The organism is Polaromonas sp., from assembly GCF_036676035.1.
Classification (GTDB): domain Bacteria; phylum Pseudomonadota; class Gammaproteobacteria; order Burkholderiales; family Burkholderiaceae_C; genus Polaromonas.
The window spans coordinates 1-24,112 of sequence record NZ_JAKFDR010000052.1; the positions used below are offsets into that span (position 1 = coordinate 1).

Consider the following 24,112-nt stretch of genomic DNA (forward strand, 5'->3'; position numbering starts at 1 on the left):
CGTCTTCGCACCCATGGCGGCGTTGCAACCCTTGCGAAGGCGGCCAGCCTTCGCTGCGGCTTGCGCCTTGCCCTGGGCACGAATCCATCGCTTTCATTTTGTTTCGCTACTTCCGGGTTGCAGGACTAGTGTTGCGCGCTACCCGGCCTGCTCGCTGGCCGTTTTCCCTGGTGCACCATCTTGTGCACCAGTCAGGGTCAGCCCTGATAGCCCCCGGTGATTTTTACGCGCACTATCGCCCGGTGTTCTGCGGAAATACCGATTTCACAAGAATCAACTGGCATAACTATTGCTGAGGGTGCAAGCTCTTCCCAGACATTTTTCAGTGAACCTTCAAACAGGAAACATGAACCATGAATAAATTCACCAAACAATGGCTCACCGTGGCGCTTGCCGCTGCCGGCTTGCTGTCGTCGGCGCCTGCCATGGCAGGCAAAACGCTGGATGGCATCAAATCACGCGGGCAAGTGGTCTGCGGTGTGCACACGGGCCTGGCAGGCTTTTCAGCCGCCGACTCCAGCGGCAAATGGGCCGGGCTGGACGTTGATGTCTGCCGCGCCGTGGCCGCCGCCGTGCTCGGGGACAGTGAAAAAATCAAATATGTCCCGCTGACGGCCCAGCAGCGTTTTACCGCGCTGCAGTCCGGCGAGGTTGACGTGCTCTCGCGCAACACCACCTTCACGCTCACCCGTGACGCCTCGCTGGGCCTGAACGACACGGTCGTGACCTATTACGACGGCCAGGGTTTCATCGTTCCCAAAAAGAGCAATATCAAGAGCCCCAAGCAGTTCAAAAACCAGACCGTGTGCGTGCAATCGGGCACCACCACCGAGAAAAACCTCACCGACTACTCCAAAGCCAACAACCTGAACATCAAAACCGTGGTGTTTGAAAAAGAAGAAGCGGCAACCGCTGCCTACTTCGCAGGTCGCTGCATCTCCTACACCACCGATGCATCGGGCCTGGCCTCCATTCGCAACAAGGTCGCCACCACACCGGCCGATCATGTCATCCTCCCCGATCTGATCTCCAAAGAGCCTCTGGGCCCCATGGTGCGCCGCGGTGACGATGAATGGTTTGCCATCGTCAAATGGGTGATTTACGGGCTGATCGAAGCCGAAGAGTACGGCATCACCCAGGCCAATGTCGAGCAGCTCAAAAACACCAGCCAGGACCCGGTCGTCAAGCGCATTCTGGGCACCGGCGAAGACACCGGCAAGCTGCTGGGACTGGACAAGGACTGGATGGGCCGGGCACTCAAGGCCACCGGCAACTACGGCGAGATTTTCGAGCGCAACGTCGGACCGAAGTCGGCACTAGGCCTGCCGCGCGGGATCAACAACCAGTGGAACAAGGGCGGCCTGATGTACGCCTACCCGCTGCGCTGATGTGCAGCTGATGCTGACGCGTTTTTACTGATGACGTCGCCGGTTGCCTGCAGCCTTGCAGCACCGGCGCTTTTTCTCATTGAGCCTTGCTTAGCGCGAACAACCGCTTGAGTTGTGCAAACCCCATACCTACGCCGCCATGTCGCTAAAGAGCCCACCCAAAAAGAACAAATGGTCCTGGCGAAGCCGGGCCTTCAGAGGCTTGATCTACCAGATCATCGCCATCGGGTTGATCGGGCTGATGGTCTGGTTTTTAGCTTCCAACACCCTGCTCAACATGCGGGTGCGCGGCATTCAGAGCGGCTTCGACTTTTTAAGCCAGCCGGCCGGTTTCTCGATCGGCGAGAGTCTTTTTCCCTTCGACTCGGCCGAGTCTTACTGGCGCGCTTTTGGGGTCGGCCTGAGCAACACCTTGCGGGTCGCCGTGGCGGGCATCATTTTCTCGACCATTTTGGGCACACTGCTGGGCGTTGGCCGTTTCTCCCGCAATGCCCTGGTGCGCGGCCTGTGCGCGGCTTACGTCGAGTGCTTCCGCAATATCCCGGTGCTGCTCCAGTTGCTGATGTGGTACCTGGTAATGACCGACGTGTTCCCGCCGATTCAGGATGCCTGGAAAGTCGGCCCCTTCTTTTTGAGCAAGGGCGGGGTGAACTTTCCGATCCCGGTTTGGCAAGCAGGCCAGGCCTGGGCGGCAGCCGGCCTGCTCGCGGGTGTCGCGCTGGCCTGGGCTTATCGCCTGTGGGCCCAAAAACGATTTGAAGCCACCGGCATTGCCAAAAGCATGTTCTGGACCCCCCTGGCCCTCGTTGTGGCAACGGGCCTGCTGGGCTGGCTGATGGGGGGTGCGCCGACCGTGATGAACATGCCCATCAAAGGCGAGTTCTCGGTTGAAGAGGGCGGCGCCCTCACCCCGGAATTTCTGGCGATTTTGCTCGGCCTGACGATTTACACCGCAGCCTTCATTGCCGAAGTGGTGCGCTCGGGCATTGCCTCGGTGCCCGCGGGCCAGGCCGAAGCCGCCGCCGCCTTGGGGTTGGACCCGCGCCTGGAAATCCGGCTGGTCATGCTGCCTCAGGCTTTGCGCGTGATCATTCCGCCGCTGACCAACCAGTATTTGAACCTGACCAAAAACTCTTCCCTGGCGGTGGCGATTGGCTATCCCGATATCGTCTCGATTGCCAACACCGCCATGAACCAGACCGGACGCGCCGTGGAATGCATTGCCATTTTGATGGCGGTCTACCTGACCATTTCGCTGCTCACCTCGGTGCTGATGAATTGGTACAACGCGCGTGCGGCCATCAAAGAACGCTGATCAGGAAACCCCTCTTTTAATATTCTTCATGAGCGCCCCAACCTTCCAACCGATCCCCCCGCGCCCGGCCCCAACGAACACCGAAGGGGTGCTGGCCTGGCTGCGCGCCAACCTGTTTGGCGACTGGAAAACCGCCAGCTCCACCCTCATCCTGGGCGGGCTGCTGCTGTGGTTTGTGCCGCAATTTCTCAATTGGTCTTTGTTCAGCGCGATCTGGGCGCCCGACCTCAAGGCCTGCCGCGCCGCTGAAGGGTTTGGCGCCTGCTGGGGTGTGGTGGCGGAAAAATACCGGCTCATTATTTTTGGCCGCTACCCCTTCGAGCAACAGTGGCGCCCGCTGGTGGCCACGCTGCTGATGCTGCTCATGCTGGTGGCCAGCTGCATGCGCCCGTTCTGGAAACCCTGGCTGGCGGTGGCGTGGGTAGCCGTGCTGGTGGTCTTTTTTATCCTGATGTACGGCAACACGCTGGGCCTGGCCAAGGTGGAAACCGACCGCTGGGGCGGCTTGCCGCTGACCATTTTGCTGTCTGCCCTGTCGATCGTGATGGCGTTTCCGATTGCCCTGGTGGTGGCGCTGGGGCGGCGCTCCGACCTGCCGGCCTTCCGGGCTTTTTGCACGATTTATGTGGAGCTGATCCGCGGTGTGCCCCTGATTTCGGTGTTGTTCATGGCCTCGTTCATGTTCCCGCTGTTCATGCCGCAGGGCCTGACCATCGACGTGCTGATCCGGGTGCTGGTGGGTATCACCCTGTTTGCCGCGGCCTACCTGGCTGAAGTCATACGCGGTGGCCTGCAGGCCATTCCCAAGGGGCAGATTGAAGCGGCGGCCACAATAGGGCTGTCGTACTGGCAAACCCAGCGCAAAATTGTGCTGCCGCAGGCGCTGGCCATGGTGGTGCCCAGCATCGTCAACAGTTTCATCTCCATCTTCAAGGACACCTCCCTGGTGAGCATCGTGAGCCTGTACGAGCTCACCGGCGCACTGGACATAGCCATCAACGCAGATGCTGACTGGAAGCCCTTCAAACTGCAAGGCTACCTCTTCATCGCGCTGATTTATTTCATCTTCTGCTTCTCGATGTCGCGCTACAGCCAGTGGGTCGAAAAACAGGTCAATATCAGCAAGCTGCGCTAACCCCTACTTCCCATGTCTGAACCCATCATTACCTTTGACAAAGTCAACAAGTGGTACGGCAACAACTTTCATGTGTTGCGCGACATCGACCTGCAGGTGGCCCGCGGCGAGCGGATCGTGATCTGCGGCCCCTCGGGCTCGGGCAAATCCACACTGATACGCTGCATCAACCGGCTCGAAGAGCATCAGCAAGGTCGCCTGCTGGTGGACGGCGTGGAGCTGGCCGACGATGTCAAGGCGATTGACGAAGTGCGCAAGAAAGTCGGCATGGTGTTCCAGCAGTTCAACCTGTTTCCGCACCTGACCGTGCTGGAGAACCTCACGCTCTCGCCGATGTGGGTGGGCAAGCTGCCCAAAAAAGAGGCCGAAGAAAAAGCCATGCAGCAGCTCGAGCGCGTGCGCATTGCCGAGCAGGCCGGCAAATACCCGCTGCAGCTCTCCGGGGGCCAGCAGCAGCGCGTGGCGATCGCGCGCGCGCTGTGCCTGACGCCCAAGATCATGCTGTTTGACGAGCCCACCTCGGCGCTCGACCCCGAGATGATCAAGGAGGTGCTCGACGTGATGATCGAGCTGGCCGGCCAGGGCATCACCATGGTGTGCGTGACGCACGAAATGGGCTTTGCCAAGGCCGTTGCCAACCGCGTGATCTTCATGGACCAGGGCCAAATCGTCGAGCAGAACAACCCGCACGACTTTTTCAACCACCCGCAAAACGAGCGCAGCCGGGACTTTCTCTCGAAAATCCTGGGGCACTAACAGGCCCCCACGCTTTTCACTGCGTGTAATGCGCTGCCCCCGAGGGGGCTAATTTTCCTAGGGGCGGCCCGTCGGAAAATTCTGCGTTGCTGGGTCTCGGCCTACAACAGAGGCCGCAATTCCCGCGCTGCGTCAAGCAGCAGCGGCAGCAGATCACGCAACATCTCCTGCACCGGCAGCCGCTGCGGAGATGCCACCACATTGAGCGCGGCCACGGTTTTTCCCTGCATGTTGCGCAGGGGCACTGCCAGCGCATGCACGCCCAGTTCGTGCTCCTCGACCGCCAGGCAGTAGTCATCGGCGCGCACCTGGTCGATCACGGCCCGAAACTGCTTGAGGTCAATGATGGTCCGGGTGGTCAGCCGGGCGAGCGTGCGGCCTTTCAGCCATTCGCTCAAGGCTCCTTTGGTTTTAGCCGCCAGCAGCACCCGCCCGGTGGACGTGGCATGGGCTGGCAAGCGGGCCCCCAAATGCAGGCCATAAGCCAGCACCCTGACGCCGCCCGTGGCCGCATTTCTCCATTCGTAGCCGCTGCGCCCCACGATCACGATCTCATCGCCATCGAGCACGGCCGCTGAAAACGACTCCTGCGTTTGCGCCGCCAGCCGGTTGAGCGTGGGCTGTATGGCGCGCGGCAAACGCGCCGAGGCCAGGTAGCTGCCCGAAAAGCGCAGCACCTTGGCAGACAGCCAGAAATAGCTGCCATCGGTTTCCAGGTAACCCAGATGCGCCAGCGTCAGCAGGTGCCGGCGCGCGGCCGCACGTGTGATGCCGGCGCGCTCGGCCGCCAGCGTGGCGTTCAGGCGCTGGCGCTGGGTGTCAAAGCTTTCCAGCACGGCCATGCCCTTGGCCATGCCTTCGATCATGTCGGCCTTGGCGATGGCCATGGCGCTGTCGCTGAGGATGGTTTTTTCGGTGCCCATTGCGCGATCATCGCACAAGTAAGCCAAACATCGTGCAAAGCCCTCCCGGACGCCATGCCGCGCCCTAGCCTTCCCCGGCTTGCAAGCATACGCTTGGAGCCATGGATTTTGCGAACACCAAAACACCGACTCAATGGAGACAGACATGCGCGTACAGGTAGCCATCGTGGGCGGCGGGCCCGCCGGACATTTGCTGGGCCAGCTGCTGTACAAGGCCGGCATCGAGGCCATCGTGCTGGAGCAGCGCAGCCAGGACTATGTACTGGGCCGCATACGCGCCGGTGTGCTGGAGCAGGTCACCACCGATTTGCTCGACCAGGCCGGTGTGGGAGAACGCCTGCACAGCGAAGGCCTGGTGCACAACGGCTTTGCGCTGGGCTTTGGCGGCGCCAGCCACCGCATTGACCTGCAAACGCTGAGCGGCGGCAAACATGTGATGGTTTACGGCCAGACCGAAGTGACCCGCGACCTGATGGCTGCGCGCGCGGCAGAGGGGCTGCAAACCATTTACGAAGCGCACAACGTCAGCCTGCACGACTTTGACAGCGAGCGCCCCCGGGTACGCTACGAAAAAGACGGCCAGTCGCATGAGATCCAGTGCGACTTCATTGCCGGCTGCGACGGCTACCACGGCGTGAGCCGCGCCAGTGTGCCGGCGGGCGCGCTGCAGACCTACGAGCGCGTCTACCCGTTTGGCTGGCTCGGCGTGCTGTCCGACACGCCGCCGGTCTCCGACGAGCTGATCTATGCCAACCACGCGCGCGGCTTTGCCCTGTGCAGCATGCGCAGCCACACACGCAGCCGCTACTACGTGCAATGCGCGCTTGATGACAAGGTCGAGCACTGGAGCGACGACGCCTTCTGGGACGAGCTGCGCCGCCGGCTGGCGCCCGAACTGGCCGAGCGCCTGGTCACCGGCCCGTCGATTGAAAAAAGCATTGCCCCGCTACGCAGCTTTGTGGCCGAGCCCATGCGCTTTGGCCGCCTGTTTCTGGCTGGCGACGCCGCGCACATCGTGCCGCCCACCGGCGCCAAGGGCCTGAACCTCGCCGCCAGCGACGTGGGCTACCTGGCGCGTGCCCTGACGGAGTTTTATGCGGGCAGCGGGCCAGGCAGAAGCGCCGGCATCGACCATTATTCAGCCACCTGCCTGCGCCGGGTCTGGAAGGCGGTGCGCTTTTCCTGGTGGTTCACCTCGCTGATGCACAAGTTCCCCGAGACCGGCGGCTTCGGCCAGAAGGTGCAGGAGGCCGAGCTGGACTACCTGATCCACTCCCAAGCCGCCGCCACCTCGCTGGCGGAGAACTATGTAGGTTTACCGCTGGAGTCCTGGTGAGCATTGGCAAATCTCAATCTTTGCTACCAAAACAATAGCTGCCTGCGCCCGTTCCGTATGGACTGTAGGCCTATTTGATTGAGTATCTGGTGTAAAGTCGGCAGCTATGTCACCTACCCCCAGCGCCAAACCCACCAAACCACCCGCCCCCTTGCAGCCCCTCAAAGGGGTGCGCGTGCTGAGCCTGGCGCTCAACCTGCCCGGCCCGGCGGCGCTGATGCGCTGCCACCAGATGGGCGCGCGTTGCGTGAAGCTGGAGCCACCGGCGCAGCCGGGCACCCCGGCCGGTACATCGGGCGACCCCATGGGCCAGTACAACCCCAAGGCTTACGCCGCCTTGCACGAAGGCGTGCGCACCGGCGTGGCTGACCTGAAAACCGACAAGGGCCAAAAATCACTGCACCGCGAACTGGCCAAAGCCGATGTGCTGCTCACGTCGTTCCGTCCCTCGGCCCTGGTCAAGCTGGGCCTGAGCTGGCAGGCGCTGCACCGGCAGTACCCGCAACTCAACCAGGTCGCCATCGTTGGCAGCCTGGGTGCGCGGGCCGAAGAGCCGGGCCATGACCTGACCTACCTGGCTGAAATGGACCTGGTGACCGGTCTGGAGCTGCCACCCACGCTCTACGCCGACATGGGCGGCTCGCTGATGGCCAGCGAAGCCGTGCTGCAGGCCGTGATGCACCAGCGCAGCAAGGCAAAGGGGGTGTATCTGGAAGTGGCGCTCTCAGGCGCCGCCGGCTACCTGGCGCTGCCGCGCGTCTGGGGTTTGACGAAACCCGGCTCAGCCATTGGAGGTGGGCATGCGGGCTACCGTGTCTACGCCTGCAAGGACGGACGTGTGGCGCTGGCGGCGCTGGAGCCGCATTTCGCCGCCAGCCTGTGCGCCGCCGCCGGTGTCGAGATGTCCAGCATGCAGGCGATGTTTGCGCCCGCCACGCAGCAGGCCATCGCCGCTTTTTTGCTCACGCAAACGCGCAAGCAGCTTGACCAACTGGCGATAGCCCAAGACATTCCGCTGCATACGCTATCAAATTAGTAGCTGATCACGCTCGATAGCCAAGGGCTGAGGCCAATTCCATTCAATAAATCGGGCGCACAACGTTGACTTGTCATTGCAGGCCCGTATTGCCCTAAGCCGGACGCCGGCGCGCCAGCAGCAGCATGGCCGCCCCCAGCAGCACTGCGCCTGCACCCTGCCGCCCAGTCAGCGGCTGGGCAAACAGCCATGACGCGGCAAGCGCAGCCACCAGGGGCTCCACCAGTGTGCCCACCACCGTCGCGGTCGGTGACAGGCGGCGCGCGCCCCAGGCAAAGGCCAGGTAGGCAATCGACGTGGTGAACACGCCGGTGTAGCCCACCTGCAGCCAGGCCGTGCTGTCCTGCGGCCACGTCAGGCCTTGCGCTGCTGCCAATGCCAGCATCAACAACGCGGCCACGCTCATGCCCCAGGCCGAGGCGGTGACCGCAGGTACGCGTGCAGGCATGCGCGCGTTGCCCAGCACCACCAGCGAATACAGGCCCGCAGAAGCAAACGACCAGGCCAGGCCCGCCGCATAGCCCTGTGGCAAGGTCAAGGCATCCGCAGCCGGCACGACAATCAGCCCGACGCCGCCCAGTGCCAATACGAGGGCCCACACCAGTCGCCCGCTGGCGCGCTCATAACCGCGCAGCACCGACAGGAGCGCCACGATCACCGGCGCGCAGCAAATCGAAATGACCGTCGGCAGTGCCGCGCCAATGTGGGTGATGCCGGCAAACCAGCAAGTGACATTCATGGCCATGGCCAGGCCGGTGCCCACAATCAGCGCCCTCTCGCGCCAAGGCAGATGCCGCCATTGCGCAACCGTCGGCGTAGCGGCGGTTTGCCGCCAATGCCACCACCACAGCAGCGGCAGGCCCAGCGCAAAACGCGCCAGCGACAGGCTGTACGGCGCCATGCCGCTAGCCATCACAGACTGGGCCACCAAAGCGCCCACACCCCACAAAACGCCCGCGAGCAAGACACCACCCCAGGCCAGAGTGGCCGATGTTTGGGTTTTCATGAAAAAAGTTCTCCATCCGTGCGCCTGCCCGCAGGGCTTTAGTGCCAGATCAATGGAGCAGGCGCGTCAACTCAAGGCCGCGCGCAGTTCAGTGCTGAACAGGTGCAGCCGCTTGGGCAGCCCGGCGTCAAGCCGGGTGCATTACAGAGTTGCGGAGGGGGGAGAAAGCTGGAGATGCATGGCTGAGATGATAGCCAAAAGCCGGCGAGCTTCAAAGCAGGGCGCGGCCTTTAAGCCATCCGGCCGCTCAGCGGCCCTTGCGCCCTGCCGGTTTATCACCAGTTTTGCCGGCGCTGCTAGCACCACCCGCCCCCTGGGCCAGTGGTGGCAGGCCGGTGTGCCGGGTCAGCAAGCGGCCTTTGACGATGGGTGACGCCTTGGTAGTGGTGGTCGAGTTTTTGCGGCGCGCACTCTGGTAGCTGCCATCCGTCAACGGCTGGAAGGTTGGAATCAAATGGTGCTTGCCGTTGCCGATCAAATCAGCGCGGCCCATGGTCTTCAGTGCCTCGCGCAACACGGGCCAGTTGTTGGGATCGTGGTAGCGCAGGAAAGCCTTGTGCAGGCGGCGGCGGCGCTCGCCGCGCACGATATCCACGGTCTCGCTGTCGCGCGTGATCTTGCGCAGCGGGTTTTTGTTGGTGTGGTACATCGCCGTGGCCGTGGCCATCGGTGAGGGGTAGAAAGTTTGCACCTGGTCGGCACGGAAACCGTTTTTCTTGAGCCAGATGGCCAGGTTCATCATGTCTTCATCGGTCGTGCCCGGGTGGGCGGCGATGAAGTAAGGAATCAGGAACTGCTTTTTGCCTGCCTCGGCACTGTACTTCTCGAACAGTTGCTTGAACTTGTCGTAGCTGCCGATGCCCGGTTTCATCATCTTGGTCAGCGGGCCCTGCTCGGTGTGCTCGGGCGCGATCTTGAGGTAGCCGCCCACGTGGTGCGTGACCAGCTCTTTCACATACTCGGGGCTTTGCACGGCCAGGTCGTAGCGCAGGCCGGAGCTGATGAGGATCTTCTTCACGCCCTTGAGCGCCCGCGCGCGGCGGTACATCTTGATCAGGGGGTTGTGATTGGTGTTCAGATTCGGGCAAATGCCGGGGTACACGCAGCTGGGCTTGCGGCAGGCCGACTCGATTTCGGGCGACTTGCAGCCGATGCGGTACATATTGGCGGTCGGGCCGCCCAGGTCGGAAATCGCGCCGGTAAAGCCCTTGACGGTGTCGCGGATCGCTTCGATCTCCTTGATGACCGAGTCTTCAGAGCGGCTCTGGATGATGCGGCCTTCATGCTCGGTGATGGAGCAGAAGGTGCAGCCGCCAAAGCAGCCGCGCATGATGTTCACGGAAAAGCGGATCATCTCCCACGCCGGGATTTTGGTCGCGCCGTCGTGGCTGCCGTTTTCATCCAGATAGCGCGGATGCGGCGAGCGGGCATACGGCAAATCAAACACGTAGTCCATCTCGGCCGTGGTCAGCGGAATCGGCGGCGGCGTGATCCACACGTCGCGCGCGGTCGCGCCCTCGCCATGCGCCTGCACCAGCGCGCGGGCGTTGCCGGGGTTGGTTTCCAGGTGCAGCACGCGGTTGGCGTGGGCGTAGAGCACCGGGTCGCTCTTGACCTGCTCGTAAGACGGCAGGCGAATGACCGAGCGGTCGCGCGGCGGCACCTTGATCTTGCCCTGCATGTGCGGCAGGCTGGGGTTGGGGACGAAGGTCAGCGGCTTGATGGCGGGATTGGCTTTTACTGTTCCCTCTCCCAGGGGGAGAGGGGGTAATGCCGCGGCCTTGACATTGGCCTCGGTCTTCATCGCCACTTCAGCGGCCTCGTCTTCGCGGGCGCAGGTCGCGCCCTGCGCTTTGGCCTGGTCCGAAATCATCATGTAGGGGTTGACATGCGCCTCCACCCGGCCCGGCGCGTCCACGCTGGTGGAGTCAATTTCAAACCAGCCCTGCGAGGTGTCGTCGCCGCTGCGGCGGATGAAAGCCGTGCCGCGGATGTCGGTCATGCTGCTCACCGGCTCCCTGGCAGCCAGGCGGTGGGCAATTTCAACAATCGCACGCTCGGCGTTGCCGTAGAGCAGCAGATCGCATTTGGCATCGACAACGATGCTGCGGCGCACCTTGTCGGACCAGTAGTCGTAGTGCGCAATTCGGCGCAGCGAGCCTTCAATGCCACCCAGAATGATGGGCACGTCCTTGTAGGCCTCGCGGCAGCGCTGCGAATACACCAGCGCCGCGCGGTCGGGCCGCTTGCCGCCGATGTCGCCGGGGGTGTAGGCGTCGTCGGAGCGGATTTTGTGATCGGCCGTGTAGCGGTTGATCATCGAATCCATGTTGCCGGCGGTCACGCCGAAGAACAGGTTGGGTTTGCCCAGCACCCTGAACGGATCGGCGCTTTGCCACTCGGGCTGCGCAATGATGCCGACACGAAAGCCCTGCGCTTCCAGCATGCGGCCTATCACCGCCATGCCAAAGCTGGGGTGGTCGACATAGGCGTCGCCGGTCACGATGATGATGTCGCAGCTGTCCCAGCCGAGTGCGTCCATCTCGGCCCGGCTGGTGGGCAGGAATTTGGCCGTGCCAAAGCGGGCCGCCCAGTACTTTCGGTAGCTGGTCAGCGGTTTGGCGGCGCGCGCAAAGAAGGAGACGTCGACGGGGGCGTTCATGGGGGCTTTTGGGGCAACCCGCTAGTGTAAGGTTTTACCCTTGTCTGCGCACCCTAAAGGACAAGCCGGCCCCCGTAAAAGGCCAAACAGGCCCGATATCGGTGGTTTGCGTGGCTTTCAGGGGCTTTTAGAGGCCGCCAGCAGTTCAAAGACCGCCTTGCACATAAAACGAGCCATACGCCCTTGTCAATATTGCGCTAGCAGCTATCAATTCAATAGCAAAAACACACCCTCTCTCAGTAACGCGGCGTCATCTGCCCTCGAATTTCACCGCCAGGGTGGGCGGCGGTGTGAATGTTGGCGTACCACTTGCCGGCCAGCAGGTCGGCGGCCTGTGCCGCCGTCAGCGTCGCCTGGCCGTCCATCGGGCTCATGACGCCCTTGAACGGCAGGCTGATGCCGGCAATTTGGCCAATGGCTGCCGGGCCATGAAAATGCCCCGCCGTCGCCGGCCCGCTCAAGCCCGAGTACGACAGCTTCCAGCGAAACAGGTTGGTATCCTTGTTCAGCACCGCGTCCACCTGCCCCGTGGCATGGGTCGCCACCGGCGGCACCTCGTTGGCACCCCGCAGCTGGGTGGTAAAAGCCACCAGGTTGGGGCCGCCACGCATCATGGTGCACCCGCCCAGCAGGAAAATCAGGCTTGCGGCGCCCAAAACGATGGCATTGCGGTAAGCGTTCATGGCGGTCTCCAAAGTAGGTCAAAAGCAGGCCGGCAACGCCTGTATCCGCTGGATGGTACTGCCGGTGTCAAAAACCGGTTTGTAGGACAAACCCACATGTAGAGCCATTTGCAGGGTCATTTGTAGGAGCGTTTGTAGGATTTTTCCGCAACTTGACGACCCCCACTGGCTTGCTCGCCCGGCGCGGCCTATGATGGTTTCCATGCGTTGAGCGCGCCCGGAGATCCATCATGAAAGCCATGCTGTCCCTGATATTTGCCAGCGTTTTCCTGTTCGGCTGCCCGGAGGTCAAGAACCCCAAGCTTCCGCCCAGCGTGCCGGAACCCAAAGCTTCTGTCGAGCGCCAGTCAGCCCATCAGCCCCCAGCCGCGATCTGGCGCAGCGCCTGCTCGAACACCTCGGCAGGCTGCCCGCCCGAGATCAGGTGACGTTCGTTGATGATGACGGCCGGCACCGAATGAATGCCGTTTTGCAGATAGAACTGCTCGCGCTCACGCACCTCGTCGGCATAGGCGTGCGAGGCCAGAATTTCCCGCGCACGGGCCTCGTCCAGGCCCACCTCGCCCGCTACGCGCGCCAGCACCTCATGCGAGCCCGGGCTTTCGCCGTCGGTGAAGTAGGCTTTGAACAGCGCCTCTTTCAGCGCTTTCTGGAGGCCATGGCCTTGCAGTTCAGCCCAGTGCAGCAGGCGGTGCGCATCAAACGTGTTGTAGATGCGGCTGCGCTTGCCTATGCCAAACGTAAAGCCGACCTCCGCACCGCGCTGGCGGATCATCTCGCGCGTTTGTTCCAGTTGCGCGGGCGTGGAGCCGTACTTCTGTGACAGGTGCTCATTGATCTCCTGGCCCTCGGTCGGCATCTTGGGGTTGAGCTCAAACGGCTGGAAGTGCAGCTCCGCCTCCACCTCGCCGCCCACCCGGGCCAGCGCTTCGTCCAGCGACTTGAGCCCGATCGCGCACCAGGGGCAGGAAACATCGGAAACGAAGTCGATTTTGAGTTTTTTGGTCATCTTGGTCGCCTTGATTACTCGCGCCCGCCGCCATCAGGCTCAATGACAGCGCAGGGTTGGATTTGATTCACGCGCGGGCTGATATGCGTGGCGGGCTTCGAATATTCAAGCCCCGGGCTTCGCAGCCTGGCTGTTTTTGTGTCCTGTGGCTCTCTAACCGGTCTTTTTCCAGTTTATTCTGCACCACCCGGCAGGTGGTCAGCGGAAGAACAGCAGCCGCATCGCGAAGGTATTTTCGGCCTCAAGAACCATCAGACCGACCAGCACCAGCAGGCACCCGGGTGGCAGCAAAATGGCGCAGACCAGCGCCAGCCGCTCCCAGGCCATGTGCATGAAGACCGCGACGATGAGCCCGGCCTTCATCAGCATGAAGGTCAGGATCAGGCCCCAGCGCAGGTAGCCCTGGAAGTGGAAATAGTCCACCAGGTACGACAGCGTGCTGAGAACGAACAGCAGCGCCCAGATTTTGAGGTAGAGGCTGATGGGATGTTGTTGGCCGGTCATGATCAAGTCCTCCGACGAGCCGCCTCTAGGCGGGCATGGCCTTGCAGGCTGCACCGCTGCGAGACGCAGCAGTTCTTCGTGCCGTCCAAGCCTGCGCAGGCAGGCTCGGAGCCGCGGCACTCAGCCCCCTCGGGGGGCAGCGAACGAATGTGAGCGTGGGGGTCCATAGTCTTCCTCACCAAAGATAGAACAGCGCAAAAATGAACACCCAGACCAGATCGACAAAGTGCCAGTACAGGCCGGCGATCTCGACCATCTGGTAGTTGCCGCTCTTTTCGTAGTCGCCGCGCAGCACGCGCCACGCGATAACGAACAGGTAGATCACGCCGCAGGTCACATGCAGGCCGTGAAAACCGGTGATCATGAAGAAGGCCGAGCCAAACTGGGCCGCCCCCATCGGGTTGCCCCAGGGCCGAACCCCTTCGAGGATCAGCTTGGACCATTCAAAGGCCTGCATGGCAACGAAGATTTCGCCGAAGGTGGCGGTCACGATCATCAGCGTGGCGGCATTCACGCGGTCGCGGCGGTAGGCGCAATTGACCGCCATCGCCATGGTGCCGCTGCTGCTAATGAGCACAAAAGTCATGATCGCGATCAGCAGCAAGGGAACGCTGGCGCCGCCCACATGCAGCGAAAACACCTCGCTCGGATTGGGCCAGGCCACGGTGGTCGAGGCTCGCACTGTCATGTAGCCGGTGAGGAACGAGCCGAAGATAAAGGTGTCGCTAAGCAGGAAAAACCACATCATCGCCTTGCCCCACGACACTTGGAAGGCCTGGCGGTCGGACGACCAGTCCGCAACAAAGCCACGCAAGCCGCCAGGCGGCGCAGCCGCAGCAATGGGAGCGTCCTGCGACAAGGGAATCGACGCGGTGGTGGTGTTCATGGAATCGCCCCTCAGTTCGTACCGCAGATCCAGCGCACCACCTCGGGCGTCAGCCCACCCAGCGTGGCGAACAACAGCAACCACAGCGCCAGCAGAAAGTGCCAGTAGCGCGCGCACAGGGCAATGCGCCACCCACTGCGGGCCGCCTCGGCATCACCGCGCCAGAGGTCACGCGCCGTCAGGCCCCAAGCAGCGAGGCCACCGGCCACATGCAGGCCGTGCAGGGCCGTCAGCACGTAGAAGAAGCTGGCGGCCGGGTTGCCGGCCGGCACCACATGAATGGCCAGCAGCGCCTGCCAGGCCCACAGCTGCACCCCCAGGAAAGCCAGGGCACAGGCACCGCCCGCCAGCAGCAGGGCACGGGCCGGGGCCCAGTTCGCACTCTTCACCGCTGTACTGGCCGCCCCACTGGCCTGCTGCAGGGCCACACTGCCGGCCACCAGCAGGGCCGTGCTGAGCCACAGCTGCCACGGCATGGCGATGGCAGACCAGTCGCTGGCGTCCATGCGCATCACATAGGCGGCGGTGAACAGAGAGAACAAGGCGGTCGCGACACCCATGAACACCCACAAGCCGATACTCACGGCGGCGGCGTCATGGCGCTCGCCAGCGTTGCCGCTCAGGATGGCAACACTGTTCATGCCGGTGCTCCCTTGGCGCGATAGGGTTTGGGTTCTGCGCCCCCATCCTCGGGCGGCGCGTTCTGCGTGATGAAATCCTGCGGCGCGCCCGGCAGGCTGTAGGCGTAGGCCCAGCGATGGACCACCGGCAGCTGGGCTCCCCAGTTGCCGTGGCCCGGCGGCGTCGTCGGCGTCTGCCATTCCAGCGAGGCAGCGCGCCAGGGGTTGGCACCGGCCGGCCGGCCGCGCCAGGCGCTCCAGCCCAGGTTGAAGAGGAACAGCAGCTGCGCCGCGCCGACGATCAGTGCGGCCACCGTGATGAAAGTGTTCAGCGCGTGCGCTGACGCCGGAATGAACTGGTAGTTGTCATAGTTGTAGTAACGCCGCGGCATGCCGAGCACGCCGAGGTAGTGCATGGGGAAGTAGATTGCGTAGGTGCCCAGGAAGGTGACCCAGAAATGCAGCTTGCCCAGCCGGTCATCAAGCATGCGGCCGGTGACCTTGGGAAACCAGTGGTAGATGCCGCCGAAAACCACCAGCAGCGGCGCCACGCCCATCACCATGTGGAAGTGCGCCACCACGAAGTAGGTGCCCGACAGCGGAATGTCCACGCTCACGTTGCCTAAAAACAGCCCGGTCAGCCCGCCGATCACGAAGGTGCTGATGAAGGCCAGCGCAAACAGCATGGGCACCGACAGGTGTATGTCGCCGCGCCACAGGGTCAGCAGCCAGTTGTAGACCTTGATGGCGGTAGGCACCGCGATGATCAGGGTGCTGGTGGCAAAGAAGAAGCCGAAGTACGGGTTCATGCCGCTGATGAACATGTGGTGCGCCCACACCACGAAACTCAAGACTCCGATGAAGACGATCGCCCACACCATCATGCGGTAGCCGAAGATGGCCTTGCGCGCGTGCACGCTGATCAGGTCGGACACGATGCCGAAGGCCGGCAGCGCCACGATGTAGACCTCGGGATGGCCGAAGAACCAGAACAGGTGCTGGAACAGCAGCGGGCTGCCGCCCTTGTAGCCGGTCACCTGCCCCATTGATACCAGCGCCGGCATGAAGAAACTGGTGCCCAGCGTCCTGTCGAGCAGCATCATCACGCCGCTGACGAACAGCGCCGGAAAAGCCAGCAGCGCCATGATGGTGGCGACAAAGATGCCCCACACCGTCAGCGGCATGCGCAGCAGCGTCATGCCCTCGGTGCGCGCCTGCAGCACCGTCGTCACATAGTTGAGCCCGCCCATGGTGGTGGCGACGATGAAGATCACCAGCGACACCAGCATCAGGATGATGCCCCAGGTATTGCCCGGCGTGCCGGGCAGAATGGCCTGCGGCGGATACAGCGTCCAGCCCGCGCCGGTAGGCCCGCCCGGCACGAAAAAGCTGGCGATCAACACCAGCACCGACAGCAGGTAGACCCAGTAGCTCAGCATGTTGAGATAGGGGAACACCATGTCGCGCGCCCCCACCATCAACGGAATCATGTAATTGCCGAAGCCGCCGAGAAACAGCGCGGTGAGCAGGTAGATCACCATGATCATGCCGTGCATGGTGACGAACTGGTAGTAACGCTCGGCGTTGATGAATTCGAACTGGCCGGGAAAACCCAGCTGCAGCCGCATCAGGTTGGACAGCAGCACGCCCACCAGCCCCACCACGATGGCGGTGCAGGCGTACTGGACGGCGATCACCTTGTGGTCCTGGCTCCAGACGTACTTGGTCCAGAAGCTTTGCGGGTGATGCGAAGTGTCGTCAGCGTAGGCCATGGCGTTCCTTGTCGGGAGGCAGGGTGTTCATCGTTGCGCCTTCTGCTCAACTTTAGGCTCGGGCGCAGCCGGGGCCGGGGCCGGCCCACCGAGAGTCTGGATATAGGCCACCAGCGCGGCCAGCTCTTCGTCGCTCAGGGCAGTCGGCGGCATGATGGGGGGGAAGCCCTTCACCACCTGTGCCTGGGGTTCGCGGATGGCGCGCCTCAGGTAAGCCTCATCGGCCAGCACCGTGGCGCCGTCGGCCAGGGTTTGCGTCTTGCCGGATAGGCCCTTCCACGTCGGGCCCACCATGGCGCTGCCATCGACCGTATGGCAAGCCACACAGCCCTTGGATCGGGCCAAGGCCTCGCCCTGCGCGACCCGCGCATCGGCGCCAGCGGCAGGCGCTCCGGCAGGGGCGCCACGCGCCGGGCTGGCCATCGTCATGGCAAAAGTCGGCTGCGTCTTCAGCCACGCCTGGAAGGCAGCCTCGTCTTCCACCACCACGAAGCCGCGCATATTGGGATGACCGATGCCGCACAACTGGGCGCACAGCGCTTCGTAGCGGCCGGTTTTGGTCGGCGTAAACCAGAAGGTGCTCACCTGGCCCGGCACGATGTTCATGCGGGCACGAAACGGCGGGACGTAAAAGTCATGCAGCACATCGTTCGAACGCAGCAGCACCTTCACCGGCTTGTCCAGCGGCAAATGCACCTCGTTGCCGGCGACCAGGATGTTGTCTTGTCCGGCCGGGTCGCCGGGATCAAGGCCGAACGGATTGGCGGCCTTCACAAAACGGGCGTCACTGGCACCCAGCTTGCCGCCGGCACCCGCAAAACGGTAATGCCACTGCCACTGCTGGCCCAGCACTTCCAGCACGATGGCATCGCGCGGCGGCCTGACATAGTTCGCGTAAACCACCAGGCCGGGCGCCAGCAGCGCCATGATGCCAACGCTGGTGATGCCGACCAGCCAGAACTCGAGCTTCCTGTTCTCGGGCTTATAGGCCGCGCTGTGGCCGTCGCGATGGCGATAGCGCCACAGCGTGTAGGCGAGGAAAACGTTGATGACCACAAAGAAGATGCCTGTGATCACCAGCGTGATCGTCAGCATGTCGTCCATCGACTGCCAGTTCGAGGCCAGCGGTGTCGTCCACCAGGGCGTGAAAAAATGGAACAGCACCGATCCGAGGACGATGACGAGCAGCGCGAGGGCCATGATCATGTGCGGCTTCTCTGTCCGGCATCAGGCTAGCGAACGCCCACCAAGGGGAACGCGAAGCCGTGCCTATCCACGCCTTCGAAATGAGCTTCAGGGTGCGAAGCCTGCAGCAGTGATTCGATTTCTTCCACGCGCGAAGGGAGCACATCCACCATCAGCAAGATCCACCCTTGCTCGATGGCCCCCTCGAAACGCTGCAGCCGGGGGCTTGGGATGGAAATGCCGATCATGCTGGACGACCAGGCGCCGATCACTCCCCAGAGGACGGGAAGCACAGCGACCACTTCCCATTGCGGTGAATCACCCACGATGGGGTAAAACATCGCCGCCACCAGACCAACGAAAACGCCGGCGGCTCCTCCGATCACCAGTCCTGTCTGCGCCGCGTGAACCACGTCCGAGGTCTGCAAGACATTGGCCGCATGAAGCCCGGTCATGTCCATGCCATCGCGCCCCGCAAAGTGAATGTGTTTCGCTTCGATGTGGGTCGATAACAAATCATTCATCGCCCGTCTGGCATTGATCAGATCGGGTATCAGCCAGTAGATGCGTCTTTTCATGGCACCCTCTTTTTTGACATCGCGGAGATCTTACGGCACAGCACCGGGACAACCACGCTTAACTTATACCTCCGTAAGGCGCGCGGCGCAAGCCGAAGCCGATGCCGATGCCTTATCCAGCGCCAGCACTGCCTCGAACCAGGCCAGGAATTCGGGCAACCGGGCCTTGCGAAAATCCTCGGCACGGCGCTTCGCCTCCTTCTTCTGCTCTTCGTAGTAGAGCCCGCTGGCAATGGGCTGGTGCGTGCCGTACACATCGGCCACCACATCGGCCACCATGTCGGCAATCGTCAGCTGCAGCTAGTGTGGTGTTGCACGCTATCCGGCACATAAAACCGCGTCTTTTCGTCCATGGCGGCGTTGCAAATCCGCGCCATAGTGGAACTATGGCTGTGGTTTGCGCCTTGCCCTGAACAAAAATCCATCGGTTTTATTTGTGCCGTCAAGCATGCAACACCACACTAGTGCGTCCAGAGACGATCCGCCTCGCGCGGCAGATTGACGTATTTCGCATCGACAAACAGTCTAGGGCCTGTTAACGCTATTTTTACAAATGCGAACGGGGTGAAAGCAGCGCCAATCAGCGTTGATGGTTCGCCTCATATCGATCCAGCTTCCTGTACAGAAGTGCAACCGTCATCCCGAAGATCAGATGGGTCACCAGCGTTGCCCCGCCACGCCATTCGACGAACCACGGGAAAAAATGAACCATGCCGTGAAAGTTCAGCAGGTACAAGACCGTACCGAACACCGCCCCGGCCAACGACACCACGCTCACACTCGACTCCCTGTGAAACGGCGCGATGATGGCCGCGAGCACCAGGCCAAATACGATGCCGAGCAGGTAGTGGGCGGCCAGCGCCACGGCCACGACATGGAGGCTGAAGTCCGACGATTGCAGCGTGCCCGGCCCCATCACGATGGCGGCGATCATGTGTGAGGCCGCCCATGGACTGCCGCCGCTGACCAAAGCGGACCAGAACAATTCCAGCACCATCAGGATGGCGCCTGCGGCGAGCCCGGCTACTGCGGCAGCAGGCCAGTCCAGCAGGCGCTGCCAGCGGTGCGAATGCATGCGAATATCCATGACCACCTCCCATCCAATTTGGAAATACTCCCGCTCCGATGGTTCGGTGCGCGTCCTGGTGCTTCAGGGGAACACCGGGGTGTCCGCATCCTCGCCCGCAAAACGGGCTTCCGGACGAGATGCTTGCAACAGATTCTCGATGTCCTTGACCTGCAAGCTGAGCACATCCACCATCAGCAGAATTTGTCCTTCCTCGATGGCGGCCTCGAAGCGCTTGAGCCGGTGGCTCGGCACGGAAATGCCAATCATGCTTGACGCCCAGGCGCCAAACAAGGCGCCCAGCACACCCAGCACACCCACGACACCCCACTGCAATGAATCGATCCCGAGGGGGTAGTACATGGCCACCAGCAAGCCCGCCACGACGCCAATCGTGCCACCGATCAGAAGTCCCGTTTCGGCTGCGTAAATCACGTCGGTCGTCTGCAAGACATTGGCAGGATGAAGCCCGGACAGGTTCATGCCCTCACGTCCGACGCAGTGAATATGCTGCACCGGCACGCGCGCCAGCAGCAAGTCATCCACCGCCTGCCTGGCACTCGCCGCATCCGGCATCAGCCAGTAAATGCGTCTGCTCATAAGACCCCCTCTCATCACACCATGTGACCCTAGGACATAGAACAAGCACGATTGACTTATACACCTGCGCAAACGCGTGTGCAAGTTGTTGCAGCACTTGCGTTTGCGTATAGCTGCCGATAGTCTGGGCAAGGTCTGCGTCCACGGCTTTGGCCGTTTTGTTCAAGCAGGCGTTCATCATTCAGAGGAAGATCGGCGGATCAACTCATCACAGGAGCCTATCACCATGAAGCCCAGAATTTCCGTTCTCACAGTCTGTGTAGACGACCTGGAGAAGTCCCTCAGTTTCTACCGCGACGGCCTCGGCTTGCCCACGCCAGGCATTATTGGCCAGCAGTTTGAGCACGGCGCGGTCGCGTTCTTCGATCTGCAGCCAGGCCTGAAACTGGCGATCTGGCCGCGAGACAGCCTGGCGCACGATACTGGCATTGCGAATCAGGGCCGATCATCCCCGGACTTCACGATCGGCCACAACGTTCGCAGCGAGCAGGAGGTCAATGAAGTGATGGCCCAGGCGGAAAAGGCCGGCGCCAGGATCGTGAAGCCGGCGCAAAAAACTTTCTGGGGTGGTTACGCCGGCTACTTCCAGGACCTGGACGGCCACTTGTGGGAGGTGGTCTACAACACCGACTTTCTACCGCCGGACTGAGGCCCACGTTGTCCATCGGCAGCGGATCGGCCACTCAGCCATCGAGCTCCGGGTAGCGCCGGAAGATGCCTTCCTCGCTGAACGGCAGACGCCGCTCGCTGGCGAGGTAGGCCGCCACCCGCTTGTGCTGCGCCACACCCGCGTGCAGTGCAAGCACGTGCGGCGACTTCTTCAGCTGGCGCTTCGTCGCCTTTGGAAAGGCATAAAGCAGCCCCTCGACCAGCTGGAACAGCGACAGGTCGGCGTAGCTGAGCCGCCCGCCCACCAGGTGCGGCCCCCTGCCCTGAGCCAGGCGCCCCGCGTTGCTCGGGTTGCGCGAGAGCACCGCCTCGAACCAGGCCAGGTACTTGGGAATGCGCTCGGTGCGAAAATGCCGGCCCGCGCGCTGCGCCTCGGGCTGCTGGTCTTCGTAGTACAGGCCGCTGGCAACCGGGTGGTGCGTGTCGTGCACCTCCTGCACGATGTCGGCAATGGTCAGCTGGATCTGGTGCGTCCAGAGCCGATCCGCCTCGCTCTTGCCCACCAGAGCGAGCTTAGGCCCCAGGTACAGCAGGATCGCCGCCGTCTGACTGATGACCAGCTTGCCATCGACGAGAAAGGGACAGGCGAACGGCGGGCGAGAGACTGAGTCGTCTTCCAGGTAGTGCGACATCGCCGTCATGCCCTGCCCCGCCGGCTCGTCGCCGCGCGCGACGTCGACGTAGGGCGCGCCGGCGGCTTCGAGCGCGAGGCGGATGAATTCGCCGCGGCCCTGGATGGTGGGCCAGTAGTGGAGGTGGTACAACATTTCTCCTCAAAGTCATGAATAGTAGTGCCGCGTACCGGACAGTGAAATCATGGCGAAAGAACTGATACGCACATAGCATCACGGCGGCCGCGTCTGGGCCAGGGTGCCAGTGCAAAATGCTATCAAAATAATAGCTCCCAGCGCCCGTATCTCTTGGGCTGCAGGCTTATTTTTTAAACATTCGGCCCATTTCGTTCTTTCAGACTGTCAATAAAACCCCTACTTTCCACCCAACCCCATCGCCCGCGAAATCACCTCTTTCATGATCTCGTTCGTTCCGCCATAGATGCGCTGCACCCGCGCATCGGCGTAAGCCCGGGTGATCGGGTATTCCCACATATAGCCATAGCCACCGAAGAGCTGCACGCATTCGTCCATCACCTTGCACTGCAGGTCTGAGCACCAGTACTTGGCCATGCTGGCGGTGGCGGTGTCGAGCTTGTCCTGGCAGACCAGCTCGGTGCATTTATCCACGAACACCTGCGCGATCTGCACCTCGGTTTGGAGCTCGGCCAGGGTGTAACGGGTGTTCTGAAAGGCGGCCACGGGCTGGCCGAAGACCTTGCGCTCTTTCACATAGGCCACGGTGCCGTCAATCGCAGCCTGGGCGGCGGCCACGGCGCCGATGGCGATTTGCATGCGTTCCCAGGGCAGCTGCTCCATCAGGCAGATGAAGCCTTTGCCTTCATACGCCTCGCCGCCCAGCAGGTTGTCGGCGGGCACGCGCACGTTGTCGAAGAACAGTTCGCTCGTGTCTTGCGCCTTCAGGCCCAGCTTTTTGAGGCGCTTGCCTGTCTCAAAGCCCTTCATGCCGCGCTCCACGATCAGCAGGCTGGTGCCCTTGGCGCCCTCGGCCGGGTTGGTCTTGGCCACCACGACAACCAAGTCCGCGTGCCAGCCGTTGGTGATGAAGGTCTTGCTGCCGTTGAGCAGGTAGCTGCCGTCGGTTTGCTTGATGGCGGTGCTCTTGATGCCTTGCAGGTCGCTGCCGGCAGCGGGTTCGCTCATGGCGATGGCGCCCACCATTTCGCCACTGGCAAGCAAAGGCAGGTACTTGCGCTTCTGCGCTTCCGTTCCGTAGTGCAGGATGTAGGGCGCGACGATTTCGCTGTGCAGGCTGTAACCGATACCGGTGAAACCGCGCGCGTTGAGCTCCTCGAACTGCACCACTGAATAGAGCTTATCTGCACCCGAGCCACCGTACTCCTCGGGCATGGTCATGCAGAGAAAACCGTTCTCGCCGGCCTTGTTCCAGACCTCGCGCGCCACATAGCCCTGCTCTTCCCAAGCCTCATGGTGCGGCGCGATCTCCTTGTCGCAAAAGCGGCGGAAGCTGTCGCGAAAGGCCTCGTGGTCGCTGCTGAAAAGGGTGCGTTCGATCATCGTGTCATCCAATTAAAACTCATGCGTAGCCTGTGGCCAGCCAGCGTGCCCAGTCGGCTGAGCCCTCGCGTGTGGCCTTGGCACTGGCGGCGCCCCAGTCGTAAGGCACAGCCACCTGGGCCACAGCCCAGCCGGCGGGTGTGCGGCTGCACAGCGCGTAGTGCGCGTGGGGCGAGCCGGTTTCGTGCATGTGATAGGCCCCATGGTCGTCGTCAAACGCAGGCAGGCCCACGCTGCCGGGGTTGACGCACAGCGTGCCGCCCGCGAGGCCTTTGTCGATGCTCACGGCCATGGTCCGCGGCAGATGGCTGTGGCCGCACAACACCAGGCTGGCCTGTGCCCCAGCCGTGCCCGCCAGCCGCGCAGCCACTTCCGCCGGCCGCGCCATGCGCGAGCCTGCGGGCTCCAGTGTTTCCAACAGGTACTCCAGGTCGGTGGCCGGCTGGCCGTGGCAGACGTAGACGTCTGGCGCCAGCTGCAGTGTGGCAGGCAGCGAGGCCAGCCACTGCTGGTGCGCCAGCGTGGTGTGCTCAAACGCATACTGGTCTGACGCTCCACCGGGCTGGCCGGCGCAGTGCAGCAACTGCCTTTCATGGTTGCCTGCAATGGTGGGCAACTGCAACGCCATCAGGCGGTCAGCGGTTTCAGCAGGCCACAGCGGGCCCGAAAGAATGTCGCCGCAGTTCACGGTGAGGTCTGCGCCGCGCCGCGCGATGTCGGCCAGCACCGCCTCGAGGGCCGGCAGGTTGCCATGGATGTCGGAAATGACGGCGAGGCGCATGGTGGATATTTATACAAAGCACTTGCTTGGTAAAAAATAATATACTGCAAAT

Annotated in this window: 24 protein-coding genes; 7 read left to right on the forward strand and 17 right to left on the reverse strand. The window is 62.5% G+C overall.

Features of this window, described 5'->3' with window-relative positions; all coding sequences use genetic code 11:
• Positions 1–353: 353 nt before the first annotated feature.
• From V6M61_RS08045 to V6M61_RS08060, 4 genes are all read left to right on the forward strand, one after another.
• Positions 354–1,388, forward strand: coding sequence for an amino acid ABC transporter substrate-binding protein (locus V6M61_RS08045; RefSeq protein WP_332776045.1), 1,035 nt, complete (start codon positions 354–356; stop codon positions 1,386–1,388).
• 139 nt (positions 1,389–1,527) lie between these two features.
• Positions 1,528–2,703, forward strand: a complete 1,176-nt coding sequence (locus V6M61_RS08050; RefSeq protein ID WP_332776046.1) for an amino acid ABC transporter permease — start codon at positions 1,528–1,530, stop codon at positions 2,701–2,703.
• A 28-nt stretch (positions 2,704–2,731) separates the two neighbouring features.
• Entirely contained in the window at positions 2,732–3,838 is a 1,107-nt protein-coding gene (locus V6M61_RS08055) for an amino acid ABC transporter permease (RefSeq protein WP_332776047.1), read from the forward strand.
• Between the two features lie 12 nt (positions 3,839–3,850).
• On the forward strand, positions 3,851–4,594 hold the full coding sequence (locus tag V6M61_RS08060; RefSeq protein ID WP_332776048.1) for an amino acid ABC transporter ATP-binding protein: 744 nt from the start codon (positions 3,851–3,853) through the stop codon (positions 4,592–4,594).
• A 101-nt stretch (positions 4,595–4,695) separates the two neighbouring features.
• Here V6M61_RS08060 and V6M61_RS08065 read toward each other — a convergent pair whose 3' ends face one another.
• A complete protein-coding gene (locus tag V6M61_RS08065) occupies positions 4,696–5,517 on the reverse strand; it encodes an IclR family transcriptional regulator domain-containing protein (protein ID WP_332776049.1) in 822 nt (273 codons plus the stop codon).
• A 145-nt stretch (positions 5,518–5,662) separates the two neighbouring features.
• Here V6M61_RS08065 and pobA point away from each other — a divergent pair, with 145 nt between their 5' ends.
• Together pobA and V6M61_RS08075 are read left to right on the forward strand one after the other, a co-directional pair.
• The gene (gene pobA / locus V6M61_RS08070) at positions 5,663–6,853 is read left to right on the forward strand and encodes a 4-hydroxybenzoate 3-monooxygenase (protein ID WP_332776050.1); all 1,191 of its coding nucleotides are present in this window, start codon (positions 5,663–5,665) and stop codon (positions 6,851–6,853) included.
• A gap of 106 nt (positions 6,854–6,959) precedes the next feature.
• On the forward strand, positions 6,960–7,889 hold the full coding sequence (locus V6M61_RS08075; protein ID WP_332776051.1) for a CoA transferase: 930 nt from the start codon (positions 6,960–6,962) through the stop codon (positions 7,887–7,889).
• Positions 7,890–7,983: 94 nt separating this feature from the next.
• Here V6M61_RS08075 and V6M61_RS08080 read toward each other — a convergent pair whose 3' ends face one another.
• From V6M61_RS08080 to V6M61_RS08140, 13 genes are all read right to left on the reverse strand, one after another.
• Positions 7,984–8,895, reverse strand: a complete 912-nt coding sequence (locus V6M61_RS08080; RefSeq protein WP_332776052.1) for a DMT family transporter — start codon at positions 8,893–8,895, stop codon at positions 7,984–7,986.
• Between the two features lie 247 nt (positions 8,896–9,142).
• Positions 9,143–11,557, reverse strand: coding sequence for a YgiQ family radical SAM protein (locus V6M61_RS08085; protein ID WP_332776053.1), 2,415 nt, complete (start codon positions 11,555–11,557; stop codon positions 9,143–9,145).
• Positions 11,558–11,793: 236 nt separating this feature from the next.
• The gene (locus tag V6M61_RS08090) at positions 11,794–12,240 is read right to left on the reverse strand and encodes a CHRD domain-containing protein (RefSeq protein ID WP_332776054.1); all 447 of its coding nucleotides are present in this window, start codon (positions 12,238–12,240) and stop codon (positions 11,794–11,796) included.
• Between the two features lie 355 nt (positions 12,241–12,595).
• Positions 12,596–13,249 (reverse strand): DsbA family oxidoreductase, encoded by a 654-nt coding sequence (locus V6M61_RS08095; RefSeq protein ID WP_332776055.1) that lies wholly within the window; start codon positions 13,247–13,249, stop codon positions 12,596–12,598.
• 198 nt (positions 13,250–13,447) lie between these two features.
• Positions 13,448–13,753, reverse strand: coding sequence for a cytochrome C oxidase subunit IV family protein (locus tag V6M61_RS08100; protein WP_332776056.1), 306 nt, complete (start codon positions 13,751–13,753; stop codon positions 13,448–13,450).
• 175 nt (positions 13,754–13,928) lie between these two features.
• Positions 13,929–14,639, reverse strand: coding sequence for a heme-copper oxidase subunit III family protein (locus tag V6M61_RS08105; RefSeq protein ID WP_332776057.1), 711 nt, complete (start codon positions 14,637–14,639; stop codon positions 13,929–13,931).
• Between the two features lie 11 nt (positions 14,640–14,650).
• Complete coding sequence (locus V6M61_RS08110) at positions 14,651–15,280, reverse strand: bb3-type cytochrome oxidase subunit III (protein WP_332776058.1); 630 nt, start codon at positions 15,278–15,280, stop codon at positions 14,651–14,653.
• On the reverse strand, positions 15,277–17,031 hold the full coding sequence (gene ctaD / locus V6M61_RS08115) for a cytochrome c oxidase subunit I (protein ID WP_332776059.1): 1,755 nt from the start codon (positions 17,029–17,031) through the stop codon (positions 15,277–15,279). Before ctaD ends, V6M61_RS08110 begins: the two co-directional genes overlap by 4 nt.
• Positions 17,032–17,058: 27 nt before the next feature.
• Positions 17,059–18,237, reverse strand: coding sequence for a cytochrome c oxidase subunit II (locus V6M61_RS08120; protein WP_332776060.1), 1,179 nt, complete (start codon positions 18,235–18,237; stop codon positions 17,059–17,061).
• Between the two features lie 26 nt (positions 18,238–18,263).
• A complete protein-coding gene (locus tag V6M61_RS08125) occupies positions 18,264–18,794 on the reverse strand; it encodes a DUF1269 domain-containing protein (RefSeq protein ID WP_332776061.1) in 531 nt (176 codons plus the stop codon).
• A 63-nt stretch (positions 18,795–18,857) separates the two neighbouring features.
• Positions 18,858–19,073, reverse strand: a complete 216-nt coding sequence (locus V6M61_RS08130; RefSeq protein ID WP_442957749.1) for a glutathione S-transferase family protein — start codon at positions 19,071–19,073, stop codon at positions 18,858–18,860.
• A gap of 301 nt (positions 19,074–19,374) precedes the next feature.
• Complete coding sequence (locus V6M61_RS08135) at positions 19,375–19,881, reverse strand: hypothetical protein (RefSeq protein ID WP_332776062.1); 507 nt, start codon at positions 19,879–19,881, stop codon at positions 19,375–19,377.
• 63 nt (positions 19,882–19,944) lie between these two features.
• Entirely contained in the window at positions 19,945–20,460 is a 516-nt protein-coding gene (locus V6M61_RS08140) for a DUF1269 domain-containing protein (RefSeq protein ID WP_332776063.1), read from the reverse strand.
• A gap of 226 nt (positions 20,461–20,686) precedes the next feature.
• On the opposite strand from V6M61_RS08140, the gene V6M61_RS08145 reads away from it, so the two are divergent.
• Positions 20,687–21,109, forward strand: a complete 423-nt coding sequence (locus V6M61_RS08145) for a VOC family protein (protein ID WP_332776064.1) — start codon at positions 20,687–20,689, stop codon at positions 21,107–21,109.
• Between the two features lie 34 nt (positions 21,110–21,143).
• Here the strand turns inward: V6M61_RS08145 and V6M61_RS08150 are convergent, their stop codons facing one another.
• From V6M61_RS08150 to V6M61_RS08160, 3 genes are all read right to left on the reverse strand, one after another.
• Complete coding sequence (locus V6M61_RS08150; RefSeq protein ID WP_332776065.1) at positions 21,144–21,896, reverse strand: glutathione S-transferase; 753 nt, start codon at positions 21,894–21,896, stop codon at positions 21,144–21,146.
• Positions 21,897–22,115: 219 nt separating this feature from the next.
• Positions 22,116–23,279, reverse strand: coding sequence for an acyl-CoA dehydrogenase family protein (locus V6M61_RS08155; RefSeq protein WP_332776066.1), 1,164 nt, complete (start codon positions 23,277–23,279; stop codon positions 22,116–22,118).
• Positions 23,280–23,298: 19 nt separating this feature from the next.
• Positions 23,299–24,060, reverse strand: coding sequence for a metallophosphoesterase family protein (locus V6M61_RS08160; RefSeq protein WP_332776067.1), 762 nt, complete (start codon positions 24,058–24,060; stop codon positions 23,299–23,301).
• Between the last annotated feature and the right edge of the window lie 52 nt (positions 24,061–24,112).